This is a genomic window from Brevibacillus centrosporus, from assembly GCF_003710815.1.
Taxonomy (GTDB): Bacteria; Bacillota; Bacilli; order Brevibacillales; family Brevibacillaceae; genus Brevibacillus; species Brevibacillus centrosporus.
Genome location: NZ_RHHP01000007.1, coordinates 116,579 through 139,358 on the forward strand (window position 1 = coordinate 116,579; position 22,780 = coordinate 139,358).

Sequence of the window (22,780 nt, forward strand, 5' to 3'; positions counted from 1 at the left end):
TTAGCGTGTCTCTTCGAATCGGATGGCGATGACCTTTTCGGTTTTCGTTTCAAATTCAATATGAACCAGTAACGCCCACACGCGATTGCCCTCCTGGAGCAAAAGCTTAAACGTCTCTTCTGACGTGGTGGGCGTTTTCGTTTTTCGGCCGACATGAAGGTAATCGACAATCTTGGCTTGCGGGTAGGTCTGCATGGTTTGCTGCATCGCGAGTCGTCCCCACTTGGCGTAAGGCGGCTCGGCGGCAGCGGGCATCGTCCAGGTCAGAGAGAGCGAAAGCAACAGGGCAGAGAAAATGGAGATAGCCTTGGCTCGCATAGATAACGCCCCCTTTATGGGAAAATAGATCTTTATGTGCGGTATTTTGTCCAATTTCTTGACTGGACAGCCGGTTTCCTTGCTTTCTACCCTATGGATTTTGTACAATTTTCCAATGAGCGAATGAGTAGGCAAATGTGTTTTCTATTGCACGGTTAACAGACTGGATGAAACGAACGCCTCGCGTTGTGTTACAATAAGAATGGCATGCTTGGTTCGGGTTCCCAAAATCATGCACGATGAAGTTAGGAGGAAAGATATTGAGCGACGTTAAGATTTTCGCAATGGGCGGCCTCGGCGAGATCGGAAAAAATATGTACTGCGTCGAGTATGAAGATGAAATCATTATGATTGACTGCGGGGTGAAATTCCCTGAAAACGAGATGTTCGGGATCGATCTGGTCATCCCTGATGTTTCTTATCTGGTGGACAACCAGCACAAAATCAAGGCACTTTTGCTGACGCACGGACACGAAGACCACATCGGGGCGATTCCTTATATTATGAGGCAAATCAAGGTGCCGATTTACGGTGGTCGTCTGACCCTGGGCTTGGTCAAGGCGAAGCTGGAAGAGCACCGCATGCAAAACGATGTCAAACTGATTCCTATTTCCGAAGATACGGAGATTCCCTTCGACCGGTTGAAGGCGACATTTTTCCGTACCAACCACAGTATCCCAGATTCCTTTGGGGTCGTAATCCACACGCCAGAAGGAATGGTCATTCATACAGGCGACTTCAAGTTTGACATGACTCCTGTTGGACAAACGACGGAATACGGCAAAATTGCCCGCATCGGTGCGAGTGGTGATGTGTTGGCATTGCTGTCTGATAGTACCAACAGTGAGCGCTATGGCTTTACCATGTCGGAGCGTACAGTTGGCGAAGGGATTCTGGATGTCGTCCGTAAAGCGCGTGGACGGATTATCCTGGCGACGTTTGCTTCCAACGTGCACCGTTTGCAGCAAGTAGTCGATGCTGCCGAACAATGCAACCGCAAAGTAGCGGTGATTGGCCGCAGCATGGAGAAAGTATTTTTGATTGGACAAGAACTGGGCTATATCCAAATGCCAGAGGGTATGCTGATTGATATCAAGCACATCGACAACTATGCGGACAATCAGGTGCTGATCATTTGTACCGGCAGCCAAGGGGAACCGATGGCGGCTTTGACGCGCATCGCTTCCGGCTCACACCGTACAGTCTCCATTTATCCGGAAGACACGGTGATCATCTCGGCTTCTCCGATTCCTGGCAACACGATCAATGTGAGTCGCACGATCGACAAACTGTACCGCGCAGGAGCGATTGTCGTGCTCAATCAGGATTTCGACATCCACGCCTCCGGTCACGGCAGCAGCGAAGAACTGAAGCTCATGCTGAACTTCATTCGTCCGAAGTACTTTATCCCGATTCACGGGGAGTATCGGATGCTGAAAACTCACTCTAAGCTTGCACAGCAGGTGGGGATTGAGGACAGCAACATCTTTATCATGGACAACGGCGATGTGCTGAATTGCTCGCGTGAAAAAGCATGGCTGAGCAAGGTGCATGCAGGAATCGTCCTGATTGATGGCAGCGGCGTTGGAGATGTGGGCAACATCGTTCTGCGCGACCGCAAGCATTTGGCCGAGGATGGTCTGATGGTTGTCGTCGTCAGCCTGGATATGAAGAACTTCAAAATCCTGACTGGTCCTGACATCGTGAGCCGCGGCTTTGTGTACGTTCGCGGTTCCGAATCGCTCATCCAGGAAGCGACGATGCTCGTACGCCAACGTCTGCAGGAAGCATTGGAAAAGAAAATCAAAGAGTGGTCAGAGCTGAAGGCGCAAATCAACGAAGTAATCAAGCCGTTCATTTACGAAAAAACGGGCCGCAACCCGATGATTCTTACCATTTTGATGGAAGTGTAGCTCGCCTGCACTTCTTGATTCTCCAACGGTGATGAACCGGGTATAATAGTAAGTAAGGGAATAACATGATATGTAAAGGAGAGGTTGCCCCATGATGTCTTATGAAGCATATATGAGCCAAGTAATCCAACCTATGCGCGATGAGCTGACTCGCAATGGTTTTCAAGAGCTCCGCACACCGGAAGAAGTAGAACAGGCACTGCCAAACGCAAAAGGTCTGACACTCGTAGCCGTTAATTCTGTTTGCGGTTGTGCGGCTGGACTGGCGCGCCCGGCAGTTGTTCATTCGTTGAAGCACTCTACTAAGCCAGACAACATCTTCACTGTATTTGCGGGCCAAGATAAGGAAGCGACTGCGAAAGCTCGCGAATACTTCGAAGGCTATCCGCCATCTTCCCCGTCCTTTGCAATCCTGAAAGACGGTAAAATCATGACCATGATCGAGCGTCATCAGATCGAAAACAACGATCTGCAAACCATCGCAAACTTGCTGACAAACGCGTACGAAACCTACGGCAACTAAGCGAAGGCAAAAACAAATGCTAGATACCCAAGACGCTCGCTAACGGGCGTCTTGTTTTGAATTAGTGGAAAGGGGAAATTGTAGGATGCAGACCCGTTCGTTTGGACGAGACCCACACCAGGTATCGCTGCTGGGCTTTGGGGCACAACGCATTGTGGATGAGCATGACTGCACGGAAGAGGAAGCCATCGCGATCATTCGCCGCGCAGTGGAGGCAGGGGTCAACTATTTCGATACAGCTCCCAGCTATAGCGATGGGCAGTCTGAAACACGCGTCGGTCTAGGGCTGAAAGGACTGCGCGACAAGGTGTGGATCGCGACTAAAACGGGCGGGCGTACCCGCGATTTGGCCCTCAAGGATCTGGAAGGTAGCCTTAAGCGTCTCCAGACCGACTATGTCAACGAATGGCGAATGCACAACATCATGCAGCCCCACGACCTGGAATCGATCTTTGCCAAGGGTGGTGCACTCGAGGCAATGATCGAAGCAAAGGAACAAGGACTGATCCGCAAAATCAGCATCAGCGGCCATACGGATCCACGCCTCTTGGCGCAGGCCATTCGCCGCTACCCCTTTGACAGCGCGCTTGTCGCCTTGTCTGCACTGGATCACTTCATCTACAGCTTCGCGCACGATTTCGTTCCGCAAGCCGTCGAACAGGGTGTCGCCGTAATCGGAATGAAGGTGATGGGGCTTGGCAAGCTGGCTCCATGGACTGAACAAGCTCTGCGCTACACTTGGAGTCTGCCAGTGACGACCTCGATATTGGGTGTGAGCAAAATGGACGAGCTGGAGGCTGATCTCGCCGCAGCTGAGCGTTTTGTTCCGATGAACGACATCGAACGGGTAGAGCTATTTCAGGAAATCATGCCGCTTGTCCGACCGGATGTCCTCCGCTGGAAAGCCCGCGAGTGGATGGCAGGCGAATGGTATCAGCTGCCTGAGTTGAAGTGGTAGATACAAAGTGGAAAAGCCCATCGATTTTGATGGGCTTTTTTGCTTTTTTAGGATGTGGCTGCGGTGGGGAAAAGCCTGTTTCCATGCTGCGCTCCGGGCTACGTCCACGGGGAAGCGAAGACTGACCGCTGCGCCATGATCCCGAGGGAATCGCTAAACGTGGAGTCGCTTAGCAGAGTATTCATGGGTAGCGATTCTGATGCCTTGGTCTTCATGGCTCCGCTAGGTAGGACTCCACAGTCGCTCCGCCCGGAAACATGCTTTTCCGCCCCCGTTTGAAAAGCTTCGTCTGATCTGGAACTTAAAAATGCACAGTTCTTTTCAATCCCAGAAAAACCATCTCACCGCTAATGCGACGCAGACCCACGTTTCGCCCGATGTAGGGAAGCATGCATCAAGCAAAGCAGTACCGATGTAAAGGATACGACTGTGGCGAGCAGCAGTGTTGGCCCTACACCACCGTGATCGTACATGTACCCCATCGCGAGTGGGCCGAGCAGTCGCCCGAGGGCTGTGATCCCACCCACCACTCCCAGGTAAAACGGAGCTGTTTCCCCAGTTTTCTCCGTGATAAAGGTAGGGATTGTCGGAGAAATCAGCATCTCGCCAAAGGTAGTAATAATCATACCGAAAATAAACGCGACGTAACTATTATGGAAGAGCAGCATGAAACCAAATCCTGTACCATAAAGCACGGCGCTCGTCACCAACTGGGCGGACAGACTTTGTTTCAGCAGCCGTTTGATTTGGGTAGTTACTGGCTGACCGGCGAAAATGATGATCCCGTTGATCGTCCACAGCCAGCTGTAGGCGGCAAGAGGCATACCCAAGCCCGTCAAGTACGGAGCTACCCCCGTATTCCAAACAGTGGTAGAAAAGAAGATAAAGCCAGCACCCAGCGCCATGAACAGGTACAGCTGGTACCGGTACAAGAGCTGCAGCGTTTCTTTCCCACTTCGCTTTTCTGCTTGTGCTGCCGAATCGCCAACCAGTTCCTTATGCGAAATATGCTTCATGAAAATGAAAAAGAAAAGGGCAAACAGCAAGGTACTGGCACTGTTCAACAGAAATGTCAGCTGAAAGGAGAAGGCAGCCACTACGCCAGCAAGCGATGTACCAATGGCCATTCCCAAGTTGTTGCTCACATACACAATATTGAACAACTCACGGCGCTGCTCTTTCCAGCGAAATCCGATAAAGGCTTGAATCGCCGGAGAGGAGAGGTTAAAGGTAAAGCCCAGGCCGATCATCAGAGCCAAGTAGATTGTCCAGCTTTGGGAAAAGGGAATTGCCAGCTGAATACAGCCCTGCAATAGCAAAGCGCCTACGATGAGTCGCTTGGCACCGAGTCGATGAAATAGGGAGCCTCCTATAAATTGACCGATGATTCCGGCAAGTGACTGCAGCATGAGAGCAAAGCCTGCTTCTGTCATGGAGCGCTGCAGGACCGTATGTACATACAGCGTATTCAACGGCCACATGAAAGCGCTTCCGGAAGCGTTGATAAAACTAGCCACCAAAAACAGCAAAGCTTCTCGCGGGTAGCGTTGTAAGAGTGAGGGAGGAGAGAACATGGGACTCATCCTTTACGGTAAGATATGGAATAGTATATCTATTTTAAAATACATTGTAAATAAAAATGTTTAGTAAATAACCTTGCCTATCAAACCAAATAAAGGCTGCTCCACTTTCCGTGGTTTCGAGTATACTAAACAAAGCGGAGAGTCGAATTACTATCGATACAGAGATTAAAGGTGGAGTTATTCTATATGCGAATATGGAAACGAATGTTGTTAATCGTGCTTGTAGTAGTTGCCGTATCGGCAGGATACTACGGGTATTCCTTTTATCAGTTTGCACAAGATATCCAAGAGCCGAATGTCATTACACCGCCGCCGCCAGACGGTGGAGCGGCGACGCAGGCAGCCGAGATTCCGCAGTGGGACGGCAACGACCGCGTCAATATTCTCTTGATGGGTGTAGACCGCCGAGGGATGAAGAACAATGGGTTGCCACGCTCGGACTCCATGATGCTAGTCAGCGTCGATCCTGTCACGAAGCGGTTTGATTTGTTCTCGATTTTGCGTGATACGTATGTAGACATCCCGGGAAACGGCAGTTCCCGGATCAATGCTGCCATCGTGGATGGGGGGCCGGAGCTGGCCATGAAAACGGTCAGTCAATTCACAGGCCTGCCAGTGGATCGCTATGTCATTACCGACTTTGAAGGATTTAAAGCTTTGATCGATGCGGTAGGCGGTGTCGAGCTGGATGTAGAGAAAAACATGTATTACCATGATCCAACGGACAAAGGTGTCTATGACATCAATCTGAAGAAGGGCCTCCAACAGCTGGATGGAAACAAGGCGTTGCAATACGTCCGTTTCCGTCATGATGCCACTTCCGATTATACCCGTACCGAACGTCAGCGTAAATTGCTGGCCGCAGTAGCTGATCAGATGAAAAAAGGGACTACGCTGCTGCAATTGCCTTCGATCTTAAAAGAAGTGACACCTTACGTCCAAACGAATATCAGCACGATGGATATGTTGAAGCTATCTGCGCTGGGACTCAATCTGAATACGCAAAGTCCAGGGCAGTACCAGCTGCCACCGATGGGGATGTTTCGAGAATCCCACCGAGCAGGCTCTGTCCTCGTACCGGATGTAGATCAGGTCCAAGCCTTCATCCAAGAAACGCTTCAGCCACCATCCACCCAAACCAATACAACTGTGGAAGATTCCACTACGAGCAGCACGCCACAATGAGCGTGCTGTTTTTTTTGAACCAAAATGGATTTTTGGGGGGAAGACTAACCATGATTTGCTAGGCATGGGGGTGAACATGGATGGATCAGGAAATGGCGCGCAAGTGGTTGTCCAATACAGGAGACCTGGTCGTAGAGCACATCGATAAGCCGAATGGCCGTGTGCGTCTGTACTATCTGTCCACCTTGGCAGATGCGAGTATTGTATACAACGAGTTGATCCCGAAGCTCCGTCTACTTCCGCTGGAAACAGTCGGGATAGACGAAGTGGAGAAACAGCTGGGAGTGGCAAGCAGCAACCGGGTTTACGAAGTCCAGGAAGCCGTTAGCCGGATGATCCATAACGCTATCTATGTACACGTAGAGGGGGCAGCATTCGGGCTTGCCATACCGAGTGACGGCACGGTCGGGCGGAGCATCCAGGCTCCCGAGGTGGAATCTGTCGTCCTGGGTCCCCAGATTGCATTTGTCGAAGAGCTCAATGTCAATCTATGCATCATTCGAAAGTACATGCCGACTACACATCTGTTTCATGAGCGGTTGGTGGCAGGGACGGAAATACCGGTCGATATTTCTGTCCTGTACCTCGAGAACATTGTAGATCCGGAAAATGTGAATACCGTACGCCAGCGCATACAGGAGTTGAACGTTGACAGTCACCTGGATTCCAGTATCCTGGCACAATATATTACAGATAATGAGCGCTCTCTTTTTCCCACGCTGCAGCAGACAGAACGGCCAGACCGGGTTATCCATGGCTTGCGTCAAGGCCAGGTAGCGATTTTGGTAGAGGGAAGCCCGTTTGTCCTGCTGGGGCCGACTACCTTGTTACAGTTTTTTCAGTCCCCGGATGATTACTACCTGCGTTGGGTTCTGGCTACCTTTAACCGGATCATGCGGATGTTTGCTATGATCCTTTCCTTATTGCTTACGCCCGTCTATGTAGCTACTCTCACCTATCATTACGAAATGATACCTGCCGACCTGCTCCTCTCGCTGGCACAGTCCCGATCGCGCGTACCATTTCCCCCTCTTTGGGAGGCGCTCTTGATGGAAATCATTATTGAACTGCTGCGCGAAGCCGGAGCGAGGCTGCCAACGAAGGTCGGCCAGACGATTGGTATCGTGGGAGGTATCGTAATAGGCCAGGCGATCGTTCAAGCAGGGTTTACCAGCAACATTCTCATTATCATTGTAGCGCTTGGGGCTCTATCTTCCTTTATTGCGCCCAGCTACATGATTGGCTCAACGATTCGGGTGATTCGCTTCCCGATGATTTTATTGGCCGGGCTGCTTGGTGCGATGGGAATTGTGGCTGGCTTCAGCTTTCTTGCCAGTCATTTGCTCCGTCAGACCAGTTTGGGGCGTCCTTACATGTATCCCCTTTATCCGGTTCGCTTTGAAGATTGGAAGGATGGATTTATTCGAGCCCCACTGTCTTCTCTATGGCTGCGCTTCAAGTTTTTCAATCCGCAGCAGAAAAAACGCTTTAATCGGGAGCAGGGCCAAATGAAGAAAGACATCGACGAGTGAGCGAGGTCTACATGAACATAAACGAAACGATAAAACCGACGAATACCATATCGGCGTACTTGGCGGGATTTCTCGTTCATGCGACGCAGATCGGTGTTGGCGTATTAGGTTATCAACGGATCATTGCTAAGGAAGCCGGACACGATGCCTGGATTGCTGTCGTGCTGGCAGGACTCGCTACCCATTTGATCGTTTTGGCGATGACCCATACGCTGAAGAGTTACCCAAATGCAGATATTTATGGCATTCAGGTCGATATATTTGGAAAGTGGCTAGGTACCGCTTTGGGAGTGATGTACGCGATTTATTTTTTCTTGTCCGCTACGCTCATACTTCGGACCTATGTTGAGGTCGTCCAAACCTGGATGTTCCCTAATCTGCCGACCTGGGTGTTGACTGCGATTATTTTGTTCCTCGCGATCTACACGATCATGGGTGGAATCAGGGTGGTGGCAGGGTACACCTTCTTTTCTGTAAGTGCGACCATCTGGCTCGTCTGTGACTTGTATTATCCGTTGCAGTATGCACAGTGGGAGTATTTGTTCCCGATTCTGGAGGTGAATGCAGAGCAATTATTCAGGGGTATGCTCGGTATGACATTGAGCAGCATCGGTTTTGAGATTCTGTACGTCATCTATCCGTATGTTCAGAATAAGGAGAGGCTATCTCGAAGTGTCCAGACGGGAGTACTCGTCACCAATCTTATCTATACGTTCGTGATGATCGTATCCCTGGTGTTTTTTAGCCAAGGGCAGCTCATGAGGACGATCTGGGCAACCCTCAATTTGAAGAAAATGGTCTATTTTCCTATTCTGGAGAGGTTTGAGCTGATCGCCATCTCTATTTGGCTGCTCGTGATTCTCCCTAACATTATGGTGTATATCTGGTCATCGGCACGCGGCTTCAAGCGTCTCTTTGGCTGGAGTCTGAGGAAAACGGTGGTAATGATCCTGCCAGTCATTTACGTCATATGCTTGCTCCTGGTAAGCCGGAATCAGATTAATCAACTCAATGACCTCTATTCCAAGATAGGCTTGTACGCAGCCTATGTGTACCCACTCGTTCTGTTTGTACTTGTCAAATGGAAGCAGCGAAGAAGGCGCATCAAGGAGGGGGCTACAGATGCGAACGTTCCAAAATAGTCCGACCGGGGCAAGCAGGAGAAGGCTTCTGAAGCTATGCTGTTCCGTAATCCTGCTGGTCACGGGCTGTTCCGACAGACAAATTTTCGACGAGACAGGCTTGGTGACAGTAGTAGGCTATGATCTAGAGAAAGATGGAAATATCCGTGGGACGATCGTCATGCCCTCCATCAATCCGGAGGCAAAGGAAAAAATCCAGTTGATTTCCACGGTAGGGAAGACGAGCAAAGGGATTCGAGACAAAGCAAATTTACAGTCGGATAAGCGGGTGCTAGGTGGACAGCTGCGTGTGGCACTCTATAATGAAGCCCTGGCGAAACAGGGATTGGGAAACATCGTCGACACTCTCTATCGGGACCCGTCCATCTCCAGTAGGCTGTACCTATGTGTGTACGAAGGCTCGACCTACGATTTGTTAACGTATCCATACAAGGAACTGGGGGACATCGGTATCTACATGTACCGTATGATCGAACAAAATGTAAAAGGCGAGAAAATCCCCTCGACCACGATGCATGAATTTTTTCGTGCTTACTATGACCACGGGATTGACCCGCAGCTCCCTTACGTTGTACGAAAAGGAAACGAGATTGAAATCAAAGGAGTAGCGCTGTTTCAGGGTGATCGCTACGTGGGCTGGATCACGCCCAAGGAAGCATTCCTGATCAAGTTGATCCACGGCAACTTTAGAATCGGAAGCTACGACACGGCAGTGCCTGCTAAAGTGTTCGGGAAGTACACCCTGCACGAAAAGGACAGAAAAAAAGAGGTACATCTTGTTTTTGACACGATTTCTTCTAAATCCACGATCAAATTAACGAATGCATCACCCGCTCATTTTGATGTCAGCATTAAATTGGATACACGGATTTTAGAACTGACCATGCCGTTGAAAGTAGATAAAAGTGACGTGTTGCAGATCATGGAACGAGAACTGGAAAAAGAGCTGGAGGAGAAGCTACTTCAGGTCGTGAAAAAAATGCAGGATATGAATGTAGACACGGCTGGATTTGGGATCATCTATCGTGCGAACCGCCGTGGGATGGAGGAAATGACCGTGGAGGAATGGCGCAAGATGATCAAGCAGGCCACTTTTCGCTTTCAGGTAGACGCTACCATCATCCGTAACGGTGTAATGAACTAGTCTGCAACGGCGTTGTGTTATAAAAAAACCTTTTTCCTCCTATTTCTATTGACGTAAGTTTTTCAAAAGGGATATAATCCGATTTGTATTCGCAAATCATTGAAATGCAAAATATGAACATAATATACGTGGAAATCTTTCTTATCAAGAGAGGCGGAGGGACAGGCCCTATGAAGCCCGGCAACCGGCCCATGTCGTACATGGAAGTCGCGGTGCCAATTCCTACAAGATTGCATGGATCTTGATAGATGAGAAGGGTGGATGCGAACGTGATAGACGTTGCAGCCCCTTTTTCGTTTGTGAAAAAGGGGTCGTTTATTTTTCCGTAATAGAAGTAAGGAGTAAGGAAGAGGGAGGTGGATTCGTTGATTCAATTGCGCGATCTGAAAAAAAACTATCTAGTACAGGGAAAGACGATTCCTGCACTGCACGGGATTGATTTGAAGATAGAAAAGGGAGAAATTTACGGGATCATCGGACACTCCGGTGCGGGGAAAAGTACGCTGATTCGTTGTATCAACCTGTTGGAGCGTCCGACATCCGGAGAAGTCATTGTTGATGGTGTAGAGCTGACCAAGCTGGATGATCAGAAGCTGCAGGAGCAGCGACGTCAGGTAGGAATGATCTTTCAGCACTTCAATCTGCTGTCCTCTGCAACCGTTGGCGATAATGTAGCGTTTCCACTGAAGCTGGCGAAGCGTCCTAAAGCGGAAATCCGCAAAAAAGTGGACGAGCTCTTGAAGCTGGTGGGCCTGGAAGCTCATCGAGACAAATTTCCGTCTCAGCTGTCTGGCGGTCAAAAGCAGCGCGTCGGGATTGCCCGTGCCTTGGCGAATGATCCGAAGGTGCTTCTGTGCGACGAGGCTACCTCTGCACTTGATCCGCAGACAACCAACTCCATTCTGGCTTTGCTGCTGGATATCAATCGCAAGCTGGGCTTGACCATCGTCTTGATCACCCATGAAATGCACGTGATCCGTTCGATTTGCGACCGCGTAGGCGTCATCGACGGAGGCCGCATCGTGGAGTCGGGAAAAGTGCTGGAGGTCTTCCTCAAGCCGAAGCATCCGACTACGCAGGAATTTGTAGAGCAGGTGGCCGATTCCACCGAGCTGCGTGAAGCCGTTGCTCACGAAAAAGCAACCGGAAGCCGGACGATTGCCCGCGTGACTTTCCTCGGAGAGCAGACGTATCAGCCGATCCTGTTCCAAACCATGCAGGAAACGGGGACAGTCTTCAGCATCCTGCAAGGAACGATTTCACGGATGAAGGATACGCCGTATGGCCAGCTTGTTGTCGAGCTGGAAGGCGACGAAAAGCAAAGCATGCATGCGATTGAAACCCTGCGCAAGCGTGGTCTTGAAGTGGAGGTGATTTAAATGGGATTGACACTGGAAAATGTGGATTGGTCTGAAATAGCGGAAGGAACCGGGGCAACACTAACCATGCTGGGCTTCTCGACGCTGTTCGCCGTATTAATCGGTTTGCCGATTGGTGTGATCCTGTTTCTCACATCGCGAGGCCAGCTTCTGGAGAATCGGGCGTTTTACTCGTTCGCATCGATTGTGGTCAACATCCTGCGCTCCGTGCCCTTTATCATTTTGATGATCCTGTTGATTCCAGTAACAAAGGCGATCGTAGGAACCTCCCTTGGTGTCCTTGGCGCGATCCCGCCACTGGTCATCGGGGCAGCGCCTTTCTTTGCCAGACTGGTGGAGACGTCGCTGCGTGAGGTGGATCGTGGAGTGATCGAGGCTGCTCAGTCGATGGGAGCTTCCAACTGGCAAATCGTCTGGAATGTATTGCTTCCAGAAGCACGCTCCGGCTTGATCGCAGCTATTACCATTACGACAGTAACTCTCGTATCCTACACGGCGATGTCGGGTGTTATCGGTGGGGGCGGTCTGGGTGACCTGGCGATCCGCTACGGCTACCAACGCTTCCAGACTGACGTCATGATCGTCACCGTTGTTATCCTGCTCGTGTTGGTTCAGATCTTGCAGTCCTTTGGGGATCGGTTGGTTTTGAAATTCAGCCGCAAGTAAGATCTTTCCATATACATTTTGAAAAAGCACAGACAAAAAAAGGGGGATTTTTCCGTGAAGAAATTAGTAGTATCCGTACTGTCTACTGTATTGGCTTTCTCTCTGGCAGCTTGCGGAAGCAAACCAGAAGCAACTCCAGCACCGGCTGAAGGTGGCGCACAAGGTTCCCAAGGTGGACAAGAAGTAACCTTGAACATCGGAGCAACTCCAGTTCCACATGCGGAAATCCTGAAATACATCCAACCAAAACTGAAAGACCAAGGTGTAAACCTGGAAATCAAGGAATTCACCGATTACGTGCAACCAAACGTGCAAGTAAACGAAAAACAACTGGATGCAAACTTCTTCCAGCATAAGCCGTACCTGGAACAGTTCAATAAAGACCAAGGAATGGATCTCCAGCCGGTAGTAGCGGTTCACATCGAGCCATTCGGCGGCTACTCCAAAAAGATCAAGAAAATCGAAGAATTGGCTGATGGCGCAACAATCGCTCTGCCAAACGACCCAACCAATAACGGCCGCGCGCTGGCTCTTCTGGAGAAAAACGGCGTGATCAAGCTGAAAGAGGGCGTAGGGATCAGCGGTACCGTAAAAGACATCGTAGAAAACAAGAAAAACCTGAAGTTCAAAGAAGTAGAAGCTGCTATGCTGCCACGTGTACTGGAAGAAGTAGACCTGGCGCTGATCAACACCAACTACGCGTTGGAAGCAAAACTGGTTCCAACGACTGACGCTCTGATTCTGGAAGATAAAGAATCTCCATACGCGAACTACCTGGTAGCTCGTCCTGACAACAAGGATTCCGAAGCGATGCAAAAGCTGGCAAAAGAACTGAACTCTCCTGAAGTGAAGCAGTTCATCGAAGAGAAGTACAAAGGTGCGATCGTACCAGCATTTTAAAGAATGCTTTAATTGAAGGATAAGAAAACCTCTATCGAGGCCATTTCATGGAGGAGCGACCGCGTTTTAGCGGACAGTTTTACCGAAGTAATGCCAGAAGCGGACGCTGAGGCACTTCGTCATGCGCTCCGGAAAATTAAAAGCGTAAACGCTTATAATTTCCTACACGTTAAACAAAAGCCCAATTGGTCCCTAGTGACTGGTTGGGTTTATTTTTTTAAATAATTGTATAAATATTCATAAAATTAAATGAAATCTATCCAAACCCCATTCTCAAATCCTCCGTCAGTAAAGTATATTTTGGTGGAATTAGGAAATTGTTAGAGAAGGGGGAACATTCACATGAAAAAGAAAATGAATAAGCTGGCTGGTCTGCTTTTGCTTGTCGGGACGTTGGTAGCTGGCTGTTCTGGAGGAGCGCAGCCGTCTGCTGTGCAACCATCCCAGCAGGAGTCGGGGGCACCCGCGACACCGGCAGCAGATCCGGCATCGCAAGTTTTCCGCGCGAATTTGACGAGTGAGCCTTCCACTGCTGACCCCGGTTTGGCAAAGGATGCGACTTCAGGTGCGGTCGTGCGTGCCACATTTGACGGACTGACGCGTCTGGACAAAGATTCAAAGCCGATGAAATCCATGGCGTCTGACATCAAGGTATCCGACGACAACCGCGTCTATACGTTCACCATCCGGGATGCGAAATGGAGCAATGGCGACCCGGTGACGGCGCACGATTTTGAATTCGCCTGGAAGCGCGTGCTGGATCCGAAGCTGGGGGCGGAATACGCCTATCAGCTGTACTACATCAAGAATGCAGAAAAAGTGCATACCGCAAAAGCGAAGCCTGAGGAATTGGGCGTGAAGGCACTGGATGACAAGACGCTGGAGGTCACCCTCGAGAATCCGACTCCCTTTTTCCTCGAGCTGACGGCATTCTACACCTACTATCCGGTTGACAAAAAGGTAGTGGAAGCCAATCCGAACTGGGCGAATGAAGCGGCGACGCATGTGGGGAATGGACCTTTCAAAATGACGAGCTGGGAGCACAAGAGCAAGATCGTCCTGGAGAAAAACGAAAATTACTGGGAAAAGGACGTCGTGAAGCTGAGCAAGATTGAATTCGCGATGATCGAGGACGACAGCACGGCCCTGTCCATGTTTGAAAATGGAGAGCTCGATTGGGCGGGTCAACCGCTCGGGGGACTGCCTACCGATGCCATTCCGTCTTTGAAGGAATCCGGCAAGCTGGTGGTACATCCAAAAGCGACCATGTACTGGTTTAAGCTGAATACGACGAAGCCGCCACTGAACAACGCCAAGATTCGCAAGGCGCTATCCTATGCAGTGAACCGTCAAGAGATCGTCGATAACATCACGCAGGTCGGGCAAGTGCCGACGATGGGCATGCTGCCGCAATCGATGATCATCAAAAAAGACGGCTACTTCAAGGACAATGACGTCGCGACAGCAAAACAACTGCTGGCAGAGGGACTGCAAGAGCTGGGGATGACCTCGCTCCCTCCGATCACACTTTCGTACAACACGACAGATCGCCACAAGAAGATCGCGGAGGCTTTGCAGGATCAGTGGAAAAAGGGCTTGGGAATTGATGTGAAGCTGGCAAACAAAGAGTTCAAGGTACACCTGCAGGATATGCACGAGCTGAACTACGATATCGGGCGAATCGGTTGGAATGCGGACTTTAACGACCCAATCAACTACATGGAAATGTTCCGCGACCAAAATACAGGCAACAACGATACCGGCTGGGAAAACGAGAAATACAAACAACTGCTGCAGCAATCGGCGGTCGCAAAAGATCCGGCAGAGCGCACCAAGCTGTTCGCTGAGGCAGAGCAGATTTTCATGGATGAGATGCCATTGATTCCTCTTTTCACAGACGTGGACGTATGGGTACAGAGCGAGAAAGTGAAAGGCGTGCAGGTAGATGGCCTCGGCTTCATCGATTTGAAGTGGGCAGAAATGCTGCCGTAAAGACATGATTACGGGACACTGAACGGAGCACCTCTTGTGCGGTTTCCAAAACAGAATTGTCATCATTTCTGCCAACGACTATTCTTAAGGAAGGCAGAATGTTTTGGAAAAGAAAAGACGTCGCCAGGAGGTGCTCCCAGTGAATGAAGCCGTGAATGAACTGCCAAAAGGTGTCCTTCATTTGGCTGGTAATGACTCTAAATTTTCTCTCATGAGGTACGCTCCTTCGGCGGAGACGGAGTATTTCGTTCAGCATTATTGGATTGTCCGTTGGGATTTACGGGGGAAGGAGCCGTATCACCAGACGGTTATTGCACACCCGAACGTCAATTTGGTATTCGAGGAGAGCAATACACGCATCTATGGCGTAGGAAAGTCTACGTCGGTACGTGTGGTGCAGGATCATGGATGGGTGATCGGCATCAAATTCAAGCCCGGCGGCTTTTATCCGTTTCTGGGTGCCCCGGTGTCGAGCCTGACTGATCGTTCTGCCTCATTGGAGGATGTCTTTGGGAGCGAAAGAAGGAGCTGGGAGCGATCTATTTTATCCGCGCCCGATGATCAGTCTATGTTGAGCCGGACAGAAGCATTTTTGTCGGAACGCCTGCCAGAAAAAGATCCGAATGTCTCCCTCGTTCACGAGATGGTCATGGCCTTTCGAGATGACCGGAGCGTGATCAGGGTAGAGGATGCCGTTCGGGTAACGGGAATGAATAAGCGTGCTTTGCAACGACTGTTTGATCGATACGTAGGGGTGAGTCCTAAATCTGTCATCAAACGATATCGGCTGCACGAAGCAGCACTGCGCATTGATAAGGGGGAACTTGCCGATTGGCTGGATCTTTCAATGGAGCTGGGGTATTACGATCACTCGCATTTCATCCGCGACTTCAAGTCCGTCGTTGGAATGTCGCCTGAGGAGTATAGACAACAACGAGAAAATCTTACTACGCCAAGCACATAGGCGAGGCAGAGAAAAACAAAAAAAGCAGGGCTTTCCTGAAGGAGCAAATCTCCTGGGGAAGGCCTTGCTTTATTTTTTTGCGAGCAAAATCATTAACCGATGTAGCGGGGGCGCTTGAAACCAGCTTCCTTCGTCGCGATGACCACGATGCCTTCCTCCGGATCCAGCACAGAAGGTCCATTGTGATAAATCACACCTTGGAGAGGAGGAATTTGTCCGTGAACTTTTCTCGCGCGCTGTGCCAAAAGCGAACGCCATACTTGGCGAGAGACGTGTCTGGAAACGGGTCTGACTCGGCCGGCTACTGTCATGTGTGCATGCGCTTTTCGAGAGTTCATGGCAGGGTTCCCCTTTCGAGAATGGTTTCAAAGTAATAAAAGAGATCTTCATTGATGCGAATCAGCTCGTCTGCGATTTCAGGCAGCGCAAGCGAGATGTCTTTGGCCAGCAGATGAATCGTAAAGACGAAAATTTTCGCAACCGTAAAGCTGAGAATCAGCTCTTTTTCATGTCCGTACTTTTTTCCGGTGTACGAAATCACTTTTTGATTGCTTAAGAATGAGTCTACAACATAACTGCGATCTTGTGGGTTACTACCATTGTATTCCAAAACACACCCTGCTGGATCGGCCCCAGCTTTTGCAGCTGACGGCGAATGAGATGGCACGCAGAACCGATTTTCGCAGGGAAAAGCTTCAATAGCGTGTCAGGTCGTCGGGTGTAAAGGCAAAGATGGCGAAATCCACTTGTCTGGTCATGCCGATGAGATCGTGCAACGTGACACTGCCTGGCTCGAATACTCCCTGCGGCCATACGATACAGTCGGCATCGTGCTCCAGTGCGTTTTGAATTTCGTAAGCGACGGGGAGACCTTCTACGGAGGAACCGATGAAAATTTCTGGCTTTTGCCGATGGCCCATGCTGCCACTCCTTCCCTGCAACCAATACTTTCCATATGTATTGCTGTTAGTTTAGAGCAAGGAGAGCGGTTTGCATAGATTTTTTGCTGGGAGGGATACTGAAAATGGCAAAGACATTATTTATTTCCCTTTACATAATTTGATGATCGAATAAAACATAATTAAACAAAGTTAAATTCAATTTAATATGACTAAAAATATTGTATATTGTTTTTGTAGCTTGCGGTCGCCCGAATTTTTCTTCTGGTTTTACCGCGTAGGAACTCTAAAGCGAAACCGCTTTCGAAACGCAGGATGCGGTCGCTCACCTTTGAGCATGCCTCAGTTGAGGTTTTTTTACGTACATTAGAGGGGGTCAAAAAACTATGAATAAAAGTGTATTCGCAGCAATGAGCTCGATTCTCGTATTGAGTGCAGCTTTGGCTGGTTGTGGCGGCGGAGATAACAAAGCCGGCGAACAAGGCGGACAAGCTGCCAATGAAGAAAAAACAGGTCCAAAAGTACTCCGTATGAACCTGCACAGTGAACCACCTACAGCGGACCCAGCACTGGCGGAGGATTCTACTTCCGGCGCACTGCTGCGCGCGACTTTTGACGGTCTGACTCGCATTGGTGAAGATGGCAAACCACACGAATCCGTTGCTGAAAAAATCGACGTATCCGAAGATGGCCTGACCTACACCTTCCACCTGCGTGATTCCAAATGGAGCAATGGCGATCCTGTCACTGCAAAAGACTTTGAATTTGCCTGGAAACGCGCTCTGGATCCGAAAACAGCATCCAACTACGCGTACCAGCTCTACTATCTGAAAAATGCTGAGGAATACAACCTGGGCAAAGCAAAAGCAGAAGACGTAGGCGTAAAAGCAGTAGACGAAAAAACGTTGGAAGTGAAGCTGAAAAACCCAACGCCATTTTTCCTCGAGCTGACTGCGTTCTACACATACTACCCAGTGAACCAAAAAGTAGTGGAGTCCACTCCAAACTGGGCTGGCGAAGCAAAAACACACGTAGCCAACGGACCCTTCAAAATGGAAACGTGGGAGCATAAAAGCAAAGTGGTTCTCGTGAAAAACGAAAACTACTGGGATAAAGATACAGTAAAACTGGACAAAATCGATTTCTCTATGGTAGAGGATGAAAATACAGAGCTGTCCATGTTCGACAACGGTGATCTGGATTGGGCAGGTGCTCCACTGAGCGCACTTCCTACTGATGCCATTCCGGCTCTGAAAGATTCCGGTAAAATGCAAACCGTTCCGATTGCGGGTACGTATATGTACAAATTCAATACGGAAAAAGCACCGTTCAATAATGCTAAAATCCGTAAAGCATTTGCTTATGCGATCAACCGTCAAACCATCATTGACAACGTAACACAAGCAAACCAACAGCCAGCGATGGGGATCGTACCTCCAACCATGGCGGTTACAGACAAGCCTTACTTCAAAGACAACGATGTAGAGGCTGCGAAAAAATTGCTGGAAGAAGGTATGAAAGAAGAAGGCATCACCAAGCTGCCTACCCTGACTCTTTCCTACAATACTTCTGAAGGCCACAAGAAAATTGCAGAAGCGATCCAAGACCAATGGAAAAAAGCATTCGGTGTTGATGTGAAGCTGGAGAACAAAGAGTGGAAAGTATTCCTGGACGACATGCACCAAGGTAACTTCCAGATCGCACGTTCCAGCTGGACGGGTGACTTCAATGACCCGATCAACTTCCTGGAGCTGTTCAAATACAAAAAAGGCGGAAACAACGACACCAACTGGGAAAATCCAAAGTACCAGGAGCTGCTCAACAAATCCGCTCTGGAAAAAGATCCAGAAAAACGCAAGCAAATCCTGGCAGAAGCAGAAACACTGTTCATGGACGAAATGCCTGCTGCACCAATCTACTTCTATACACACTCCTTTGTGAAGAACGACAATGTAAAAGGAGTCGTTGTGGACGGTCTGGGCTTCATCGACTGGAAATGGGCAGACATTCAATAAGAGCATACTGGCGCATGGCGCAAGCGAGAGAAGGGCTGAGAGGCTCTTCTCTTTTTTTGTACAGTAAGAACTTATAAGATTCTTAGCCAGTATAAGTGCAACTAAGGCTCCACCAAAAGCATGGCGGAGCCAAGTTTTCTAACGCGAAAAAACGGCGCGTCAAGACTTGGAAAATCAAGCCCCAGACGCGCCGCTGATCATTTTCTGCTGTTATTTCTCACTCGATCCCGAGACTGCGCTTATACGCAAAAATCTCCTCGACGGCTCTCTCATACCCGCCTGCTTCACGGAACGACTTGCCTATTTCTGCACTGGCTCTTCGAATGGAGGCATCCTGAAGCACGCGATCCGCAGCTTCTCTGAGGTTCTCCGCAGTCAGGTCCTCCATATTTAACTGAATACCTGCCCCTACTTCAGTCACGCGCCCGGCCACAATCGGTTGGTCGGAGCCAAGAGGAATGACAATCAGCGGCACGCCGTAGTACAATCCTTCGTTGGCGCTATTCATGCCGCCGTGTGTAATAAACAGTTTGGCGTGCTGCAGAACCTCGAGCTGAGGTACGTAGTCCCGAACGATAAAATTCGCAGGAATGTCTCCTAATTGCTCCAGCTGCGTTTGTTTTCCGATAGATAGCAGGACGGTGTACTTGGTATCGCTGAATGCTGCAAAACAGAGCTTGTAAAAGTCTACGGCTTGATTGAGCACAGTACCGAGTGATATGTAAATCAGATGATCGCTGTTCACATGAGAGAAATCAAAGGGCTCGTGCGGACGAGAAGCAAGAGAAGGGCCAATAAATTTGTACGACTCATTGAAGCTCTCGCCATAGGGCTGAAAATCTTTTGCCGTGTAGACGATTGTCATCGGGGCTGGATTGCAAAATATATCGAACGGGGAACCGACTTGCACGTTGTACTTCGTCTGCACATCATCGACCAGCTGGAGGAATTCTTGTCTCGCACGTTCATTTTCTTCTGCCGAAACATGGCGTGAGAGGGACTCTCGCATACCGTCAAAGACCTCTGGCTGCATGGCAAAGCTTGTACACGAATTGATTGCCGACAGGTTCAGGATTTGTGCAAGCAGACGTCCACATCCAAACATCGAGTCATGAATGAGGTAATCAAACTGTTGCCCGCGCGTTTGCTCCAGAACACTGGGGATGATGAGATCGGCGGTACGCAGCAGGCCACCTATTCGACCCCAAAAGCTTCGCCCTCCGGCAACGAACGCTTCTATGAATTTACTCACATCAAACGTGATCACTTTTGCGCCAGTTGGCTCCACGAGATCGCGAAAGGGTTCCGCTGTAAAATAAACCACCTCTTCGCCGCGTCGGATCAGCTCTTGGACGACACCGAGGGTTGGGTTGATGTGCCCCTCGGAACCTCCGTTAATAAATAATACGCGTGCCATAGCCATCACCTTTCATGAGCAGCACATATTTTTCGTTATAGGGTACCACAAAGCGGCAACCGATTTAGCAGGAAGCCGCGTCTCTTTTTGCTTCCATTATACACCATGCACTTTTTGCTGCCGCCAGTGCGTTTTTCGGTGTGGACGGTCTCGGAAGCATGGGTGATAAAGGGGCGTAAAGGGCCATGAGCGCTCTTTTTTGTTTATAATTCAACTTTTTGCTGCCGTGACCATTTGCAATCAATAAATGGTCAGAGTAGACAGAATATATTGTTGATTATTCTTTATAAAAGAATACTTAGCGTGGTAAATAGTTGCAAGGGGTCTGACGAAAATCAAATACAGCAGAAAAACCGCATGAAATCAGCGTTTATTACGGTTTTTATCCAGTAGGAATTTCTTTCCGTTTTATTTTTTCGATAAATTATTTTTTATAATCGATTAACTATCTTTATAAATAAATAAAAATTTATTAAATCAATCTAAAACATGTTTAAAAATAATATAAAAGGATGTATATTGATAAAAGATTTAGAAAAGGGGGATAAATGGCATGAAAAAGAATGTTTTCGTAGCAATGAGTTCCATCCTCGTACTTGGTGCAGCGCTCGCAGGTTGCGGCAGCAGCAACGAAGCAAAACCAGCGGACAACGCTAACCAAGGAAGCGCACCTGCAGCAGAAGCACCTGCAGCTGGTCCTAAAGTATTGAAAATCAACCTGCACTCTGAGCCGCCTACAGCTGACCCTGGTATCGCGGAAGATTCCACTTCCGGTACAATCGTTCGTGCTGCATTTGAAGGTTTGACTCGTGCTGGTGGAGACGGTAAAGTACACGAAGCCGCTGCGGAAAGCTACACCGTTTCCGAAGACGGCAAAACATATACGTTCAAGCTGCGTGATGCAAAATGGAGCAACGGCGATCCTGTAACAGCGAAAGATTTCGAATTCGCATGGAAACGCGCTCTGGATCCAAAAACAGCTTCCAACTATGCTTACCAGCTGTACTACATCAAAAATGGTGAGAAATTCAACAAAGGCGAAGCGAAGATTGAAGATGTTGGCGTAAAAGCGGTAGACGACAAAACATTGGAAGTTACCCTGGAAAACCCAACTCCATTCTTCACGGAGCTGACTGCTTTCTATACGTACTACCCAGTGAACCAAAAAGTAGTGGAAGGCAACGAAAAATGGGCAGCTGAAGCAGCTACTCACGTAGGTAACGGTCCTTTCAAACTGGAAGCTTGGGAGCACAAAAACAAGCTGGTTCTGGCGAAAAACGACAACTACTGGGATAAAGACAATGTAAAAATGGACAAGATCGAATTCTCCATGGTAGAGGACGAGAATACCGAGCTTTCCATGTTTGACAACGGCGAACTCGACTGGGCAGGTGCACCTACCAGCGCATTGCCAACAGATGCGATCCCAGCTCTGAAAGATTCCGGTAAGATGAAAACCCAACCGATCGCGGGTACTTACTGGTACAAATTCAACACCGAAAAAGCTCCATTCAACAACGTGAAAATCCGTAAAGCGTTTACTTTTGCAATCAACCGTCAATCTCTGATCGACAACGTACTGCAAACAGGTCAAATCCCTGCAACGGGTGCTGTACCACCATCCATGGCACTGAAAGCAGACGGCTACTTCAAAGACAACGATCTGGAAACAGCGAAAAAGCTGCTGGAAGAAGGTATGAAAGAAGAAGGCATCACCAAGCTGCCTACGATCACTCTGTCCTACAACACTTCCGAAGCGCACAAAAAGATCGCAGAAGCCATCCAAGACCAATGGAAGAAAAATCTCGGCGTAGACGTGAAGCTCGAAAACAAAGAGTGGAAAGTTTACCTGGAAGACCTGCACCAAGGCAACTTCCAAATCGGTCGTATGGGCTGGTTGGGTGACTTCAACGACCCAATCAACTTCCTGGAGCTGTACAAAGACAAAAAAGGTGGCAACAACGACACCAACTGGGAAAATCCGAAGTACAAAGAGCTCTTGAACCAATCCGCTCTGGAGCAAGATCCAGAAAAGCGTAAAGCAATCCTGGCTCAGGCTGAACAAATCCTGATGGATGATATGCCGATCATGCCAATCTACTTCTACACAGATTCCTGGGTACAAAACGATAAAGTTACCGGTATTGTTATCGATGGTCTCGGTTCTATCGACTATAAAAACGCTGACATCACTCAATAAGAAACGTAAGGACAAAGCCCTGCCTACAAGCGGGGCTTTGTTTTTTTTAT

General features: G+C 49.1%; 20 protein-coding genes and 1 riboswitch. Of the genes, 14 read left to right on the plus strand and 6 right to left on the minus strand.

The window, feature by feature from the left end:
* Positions 1-318 (minus strand): YqzG/YhdC family protein, encoded by a 318-nt coding sequence (locus EDM55_RS08685; protein ID WP_092270806.1) that lies wholly within the window; start codon positions 316-318, stop codon positions 1-3.
* Positions 319-557: 239 nt separating this feature from the next.
* On the opposite strand from EDM55_RS08685, the gene rnjA reads away from it, so the two are divergent.
* The 3 genes from rnjA (at position 558) to EDM55_RS08700 (ending at position 3,712) form a co-directional block, all read left to right on the plus strand.
* Positions 558-2,231, plus strand: a complete 1,674-nt coding sequence (rnjA, locus tag EDM55_RS08690; protein ID WP_170184345.1) for a ribonuclease J1 — start codon at positions 558-560, stop codon at positions 2,229-2,231.
* Between the two features lie 91 nt (positions 2,232-2,322).
* Positions 2,323-2,754 (plus strand): BrxA/BrxB family bacilliredoxin, encoded by a 432-nt coding sequence (locus tag EDM55_RS08695; RefSeq protein WP_092270811.1) that lies wholly within the window; start codon positions 2,323-2,325, stop codon positions 2,752-2,754.
* Positions 2,755-2,839: 85 nt separating this feature from the next.
* The gene (locus EDM55_RS08700; RefSeq protein WP_092270814.1) at positions 2,840-3,712 is read left to right on the plus strand and encodes an aldo/keto reductase; all 873 of its coding nucleotides are present in this window, start codon (positions 2,840-2,842) and stop codon (positions 3,710-3,712) included.
* 347 nt (positions 3,713-4,059) lie between these two features.
* Here EDM55_RS08700 and EDM55_RS08705 read toward each other — a convergent pair whose 3' ends face one another.
* A complete protein-coding gene (locus EDM55_RS08705; RefSeq protein ID WP_311133297.1) occupies positions 4,060-5,295 on the minus strand; it encodes an MFS transporter in 1,236 nt (411 codons plus the stop codon).
* A 186-nt stretch (positions 5,296-5,481) separates the two neighbouring features.
* On the opposite strand from EDM55_RS08705, the gene EDM55_RS08710 reads away from it, so the two are divergent.
* The 9 genes from EDM55_RS08710 to EDM55_RS08755 all read left to right on the plus strand — a co-directional run bounded on the left by EDM55_RS08710 (position 5,482) and on the right by EDM55_RS08755 (position 16,199).
* Positions 5,482-6,480 carry an LCP family protein gene (locus EDM55_RS08710; RefSeq protein ID WP_122960106.1) on the plus strand — a complete coding sequence of 333 codons (999 nt, stop codon included), beginning with the start codon at positions 5,482-5,484 and terminating at the stop codon, positions 6,478-6,480.
* 80 nt (positions 6,481-6,560) lie between these two features.
* Positions 6,561-8,012 carry a spore germination protein gene (locus EDM55_RS08715; protein WP_092270823.1) on the plus strand — a complete coding sequence of 484 codons (1,452 nt, stop codon included), beginning with the start codon at positions 6,561-6,563 and terminating at the stop codon, positions 8,010-8,012.
* Between the two features lie 11 nt (positions 8,013-8,023).
* Complete coding sequence (locus EDM55_RS08720; protein ID WP_122960139.1) at positions 8,024-9,154, plus strand: GerAB/ArcD/ProY family transporter; 1,131 nt, start codon at positions 8,024-8,026, stop codon at positions 9,152-9,154.
* Positions 9,135-10,298 carry a Ger(x)C family spore germination protein gene (locus EDM55_RS08725; protein ID WP_122960107.1) on the plus strand — a complete coding sequence of 388 codons (1,164 nt, stop codon included), beginning with the start codon at positions 9,135-9,137 and terminating at the stop codon, positions 10,296-10,298. The genes EDM55_RS08720 and EDM55_RS08725 overlap by 20 nt, the downstream gene beginning before the upstream one ends.
* 138 nt (positions 10,299-10,436) lie before the next feature.
* A riboswitch (SAM riboswitch) is annotated at positions 10,437-10,553 on the plus strand.
* Between the two features lie 110 nt (positions 10,554-10,663).
* Positions 10,664-11,677 carry a methionine ABC transporter ATP-binding protein gene (locus tag EDM55_RS08730; RefSeq protein WP_122960108.1) on the plus strand — a complete coding sequence of 338 codons (1,014 nt, stop codon included), beginning with the start codon at positions 10,664-10,666 and terminating at the stop codon, positions 11,675-11,677.
* A complete protein-coding gene (locus EDM55_RS08735; protein ID WP_092270833.1) occupies positions 11,678-12,343 on the plus strand; it encodes a methionine ABC transporter permease in 666 nt (221 codons plus the stop codon).
* A 54-nt stretch (positions 12,344-12,397) separates the two neighbouring features.
* Positions 12,398-13,243: a MetQ/NlpA family ABC transporter substrate-binding protein gene (locus EDM55_RS08740; protein ID WP_122960109.1), complete on the plus strand. Its 846-nt coding sequence runs from the start codon at positions 12,398-12,400 to the stop codon at positions 13,241-13,243.
* A gap of 342 nt (positions 13,244-13,585) precedes the next feature.
* The gene (locus tag EDM55_RS08750) at positions 13,586-15,235 is read left to right on the plus strand and encodes a peptide ABC transporter substrate-binding protein (RefSeq protein WP_122960110.1); all 1,650 of its coding nucleotides are present in this window, start codon (positions 13,586-13,588) and stop codon (positions 15,233-15,235) included.
* A 139-nt stretch (positions 15,236-15,374) separates the two neighbouring features.
* Complete coding sequence (locus EDM55_RS08755) at positions 15,375-16,199, plus strand: helix-turn-helix domain-containing protein (RefSeq protein ID WP_092270844.1); 825 nt, start codon at positions 15,375-15,377, stop codon at positions 16,197-16,199.
* A 92-nt stretch (positions 16,200-16,291) separates the two neighbouring features.
* On the opposite strand, the gene EDM55_RS08760 is transcribed toward EDM55_RS08755, so the two are convergent.
* The 3 genes from EDM55_RS08760 to EDM55_RS08770 all read right to left on the minus strand — a co-directional run bounded on the left by EDM55_RS08760 (position 16,292) and on the right by EDM55_RS08770 (position 17,119).
* Positions 16,292-16,537 (minus strand): hypothetical protein, encoded by a 246-nt coding sequence (locus tag EDM55_RS08760; RefSeq protein WP_092270847.1) that lies wholly within the window; start codon positions 16,535-16,537, stop codon positions 16,292-16,294.
* Complete coding sequence (locus tag EDM55_RS08765; RefSeq protein ID WP_092270850.1) at positions 16,534-16,809, minus strand: hypothetical protein; 276 nt, start codon at positions 16,807-16,809, stop codon at positions 16,534-16,536. Before EDM55_RS08765 ends, EDM55_RS08760 begins: the two co-directional genes overlap by 4 nt.
* 85 nt (positions 16,810-16,894) lie before the next feature.
* Entirely contained in the window at positions 16,895-17,119 is a 225-nt protein-coding gene (locus EDM55_RS08770) for a TIR domain-containing protein (protein ID WP_092270853.1), read from the minus strand.
* A 365-nt stretch (positions 17,120-17,484) separates the two neighbouring features.
* Here EDM55_RS08770 and EDM55_RS08775 point away from each other — a divergent pair, with 365 nt between their 5' ends.
* Positions 17,485-19,113, plus strand: coding sequence for a peptide ABC transporter substrate-binding protein (locus tag EDM55_RS08775; RefSeq protein ID WP_122960111.1), 1,629 nt, complete (start codon positions 17,485-17,487; stop codon positions 19,111-19,113).
* A 217-nt stretch (positions 19,114-19,330) separates the two neighbouring features.
* Here EDM55_RS08775 and EDM55_RS08780 read toward each other — a convergent pair whose 3' ends face one another.
* Complete coding sequence (locus EDM55_RS08780; RefSeq protein ID WP_122960112.1) at positions 19,331-20,530, minus strand: macrolide family glycosyltransferase; 1,200 nt, start codon at positions 20,528-20,530, stop codon at positions 19,331-19,333.
* Between the two features lie 553 nt (positions 20,531-21,083).
* Here EDM55_RS08780 and EDM55_RS08785 point away from each other — a divergent pair.
* Positions 21,084-22,730 (plus strand): peptide ABC transporter substrate-binding protein, encoded by a 1,647-nt coding sequence (locus EDM55_RS08785; RefSeq protein WP_122960113.1) that lies wholly within the window; start codon positions 21,084-21,086, stop codon positions 22,728-22,730.
* Positions 22,731-22,780 lie beyond the last annotated feature (50 nt).

Bases quoted from the DNA above. Each gene is read 5' to 3' on its own strand.
- EDM55_RS08700 (WP_092270814.1), top strand. From the start codon at position 2,840: ATGCAGACCCGTTCGTTTGGACGAGACCCACACCAGGTATCGCTGCTG.
- EDM55_RS08780 (WP_122960112.1), bottom strand. From the start codon at position 20,530: ATGGCACGCGTATTATTTATTAACGGAGGTTCCGAGGGGCACATCAAC.
- EDM55_RS08770 (WP_092270853.1), bottom strand. From the start codon at position 17,119: ATGGGCCATCGGCAAAAGCCAGAAATTTTCATCGGTTCCTCCGTAGAA.
- EDM55_RS08705 (WP_311133297.1), bottom strand. From the start codon at position 5,295: ATGAGTCCCATGTTCTCTCCTCCCTCACTCTTACAACGCTACCCGCGA.
- EDM55_RS08695 (WP_092270811.1), top strand. From the start codon at position 2,323: ATGATGTCTTATGAAGCATATATGAGCCAAGTAATCCAACCTATGCGC.
- EDM55_RS08760 (WP_092270847.1), bottom strand. From the start codon at position 16,537: ATGAACTCTCGAAAAGCGCATGCACACATGACAGTAGCCGGCCGAGTC.
- EDM55_RS08710 (WP_122960106.1), top strand. From the start codon at position 5,482: ATGCGAATATGGAAACGAATGTTGTTAATCGTGCTTGTAGTAGTTGCC.
- EDM55_RS08785 (WP_122960113.1), top strand. From the start codon at position 21,084: ATGAAAAAGAATGTTTTCGTAGCAATGAGTTCCATCCTCGTACTTGGT.
- EDM55_RS08735 (WP_092270833.1), top strand. From the start codon at position 11,678: ATGGGATTGACACTGGAAAATGTGGATTGGTCTGAAATAGCGGAAGGA.
- EDM55_RS08775 (WP_122960111.1), top strand. From the start codon at position 17,485: ATGAATAAAAGTGTATTCGCAGCAATGAGCTCGATTCTCGTATTGAGT.
- EDM55_RS08685 (WP_092270806.1), bottom strand. From the start codon at position 318: ATGCGAGCCAAGGCTATCTCCATTTTCTCTGCCCTGTTGCTTTCGCTC.
- EDM55_RS08750 (WP_122960110.1), top strand. From the start codon at position 13,586: ATGAAAAAGAAAATGAATAAGCTGGCTGGTCTGCTTTTGCTTGTCGGG.
- EDM55_RS08715 (WP_092270823.1), top strand. From the start codon at position 6,561: ATGGATCAGGAAATGGCGCGCAAGTGGTTGTCCAATACAGGAGACCTG.
- rnjA (WP_170184345.1), top strand. From the start codon at position 558: ATGAAGTTAGGAGGAAAGATATTGAGCGACGTTAAGATTTTCGCAATG.
- EDM55_RS08725 (WP_122960107.1), top strand. From the start codon at position 9,135: ATGCGAACGTTCCAAAATAGTCCGACCGGGGCAAGCAGGAGAAGGCTT.
- EDM55_RS08720 (WP_122960139.1), top strand. From the start codon at position 8,024: ATGAACATAAACGAAACGATAAAACCGACGAATACCATATCGGCGTAC.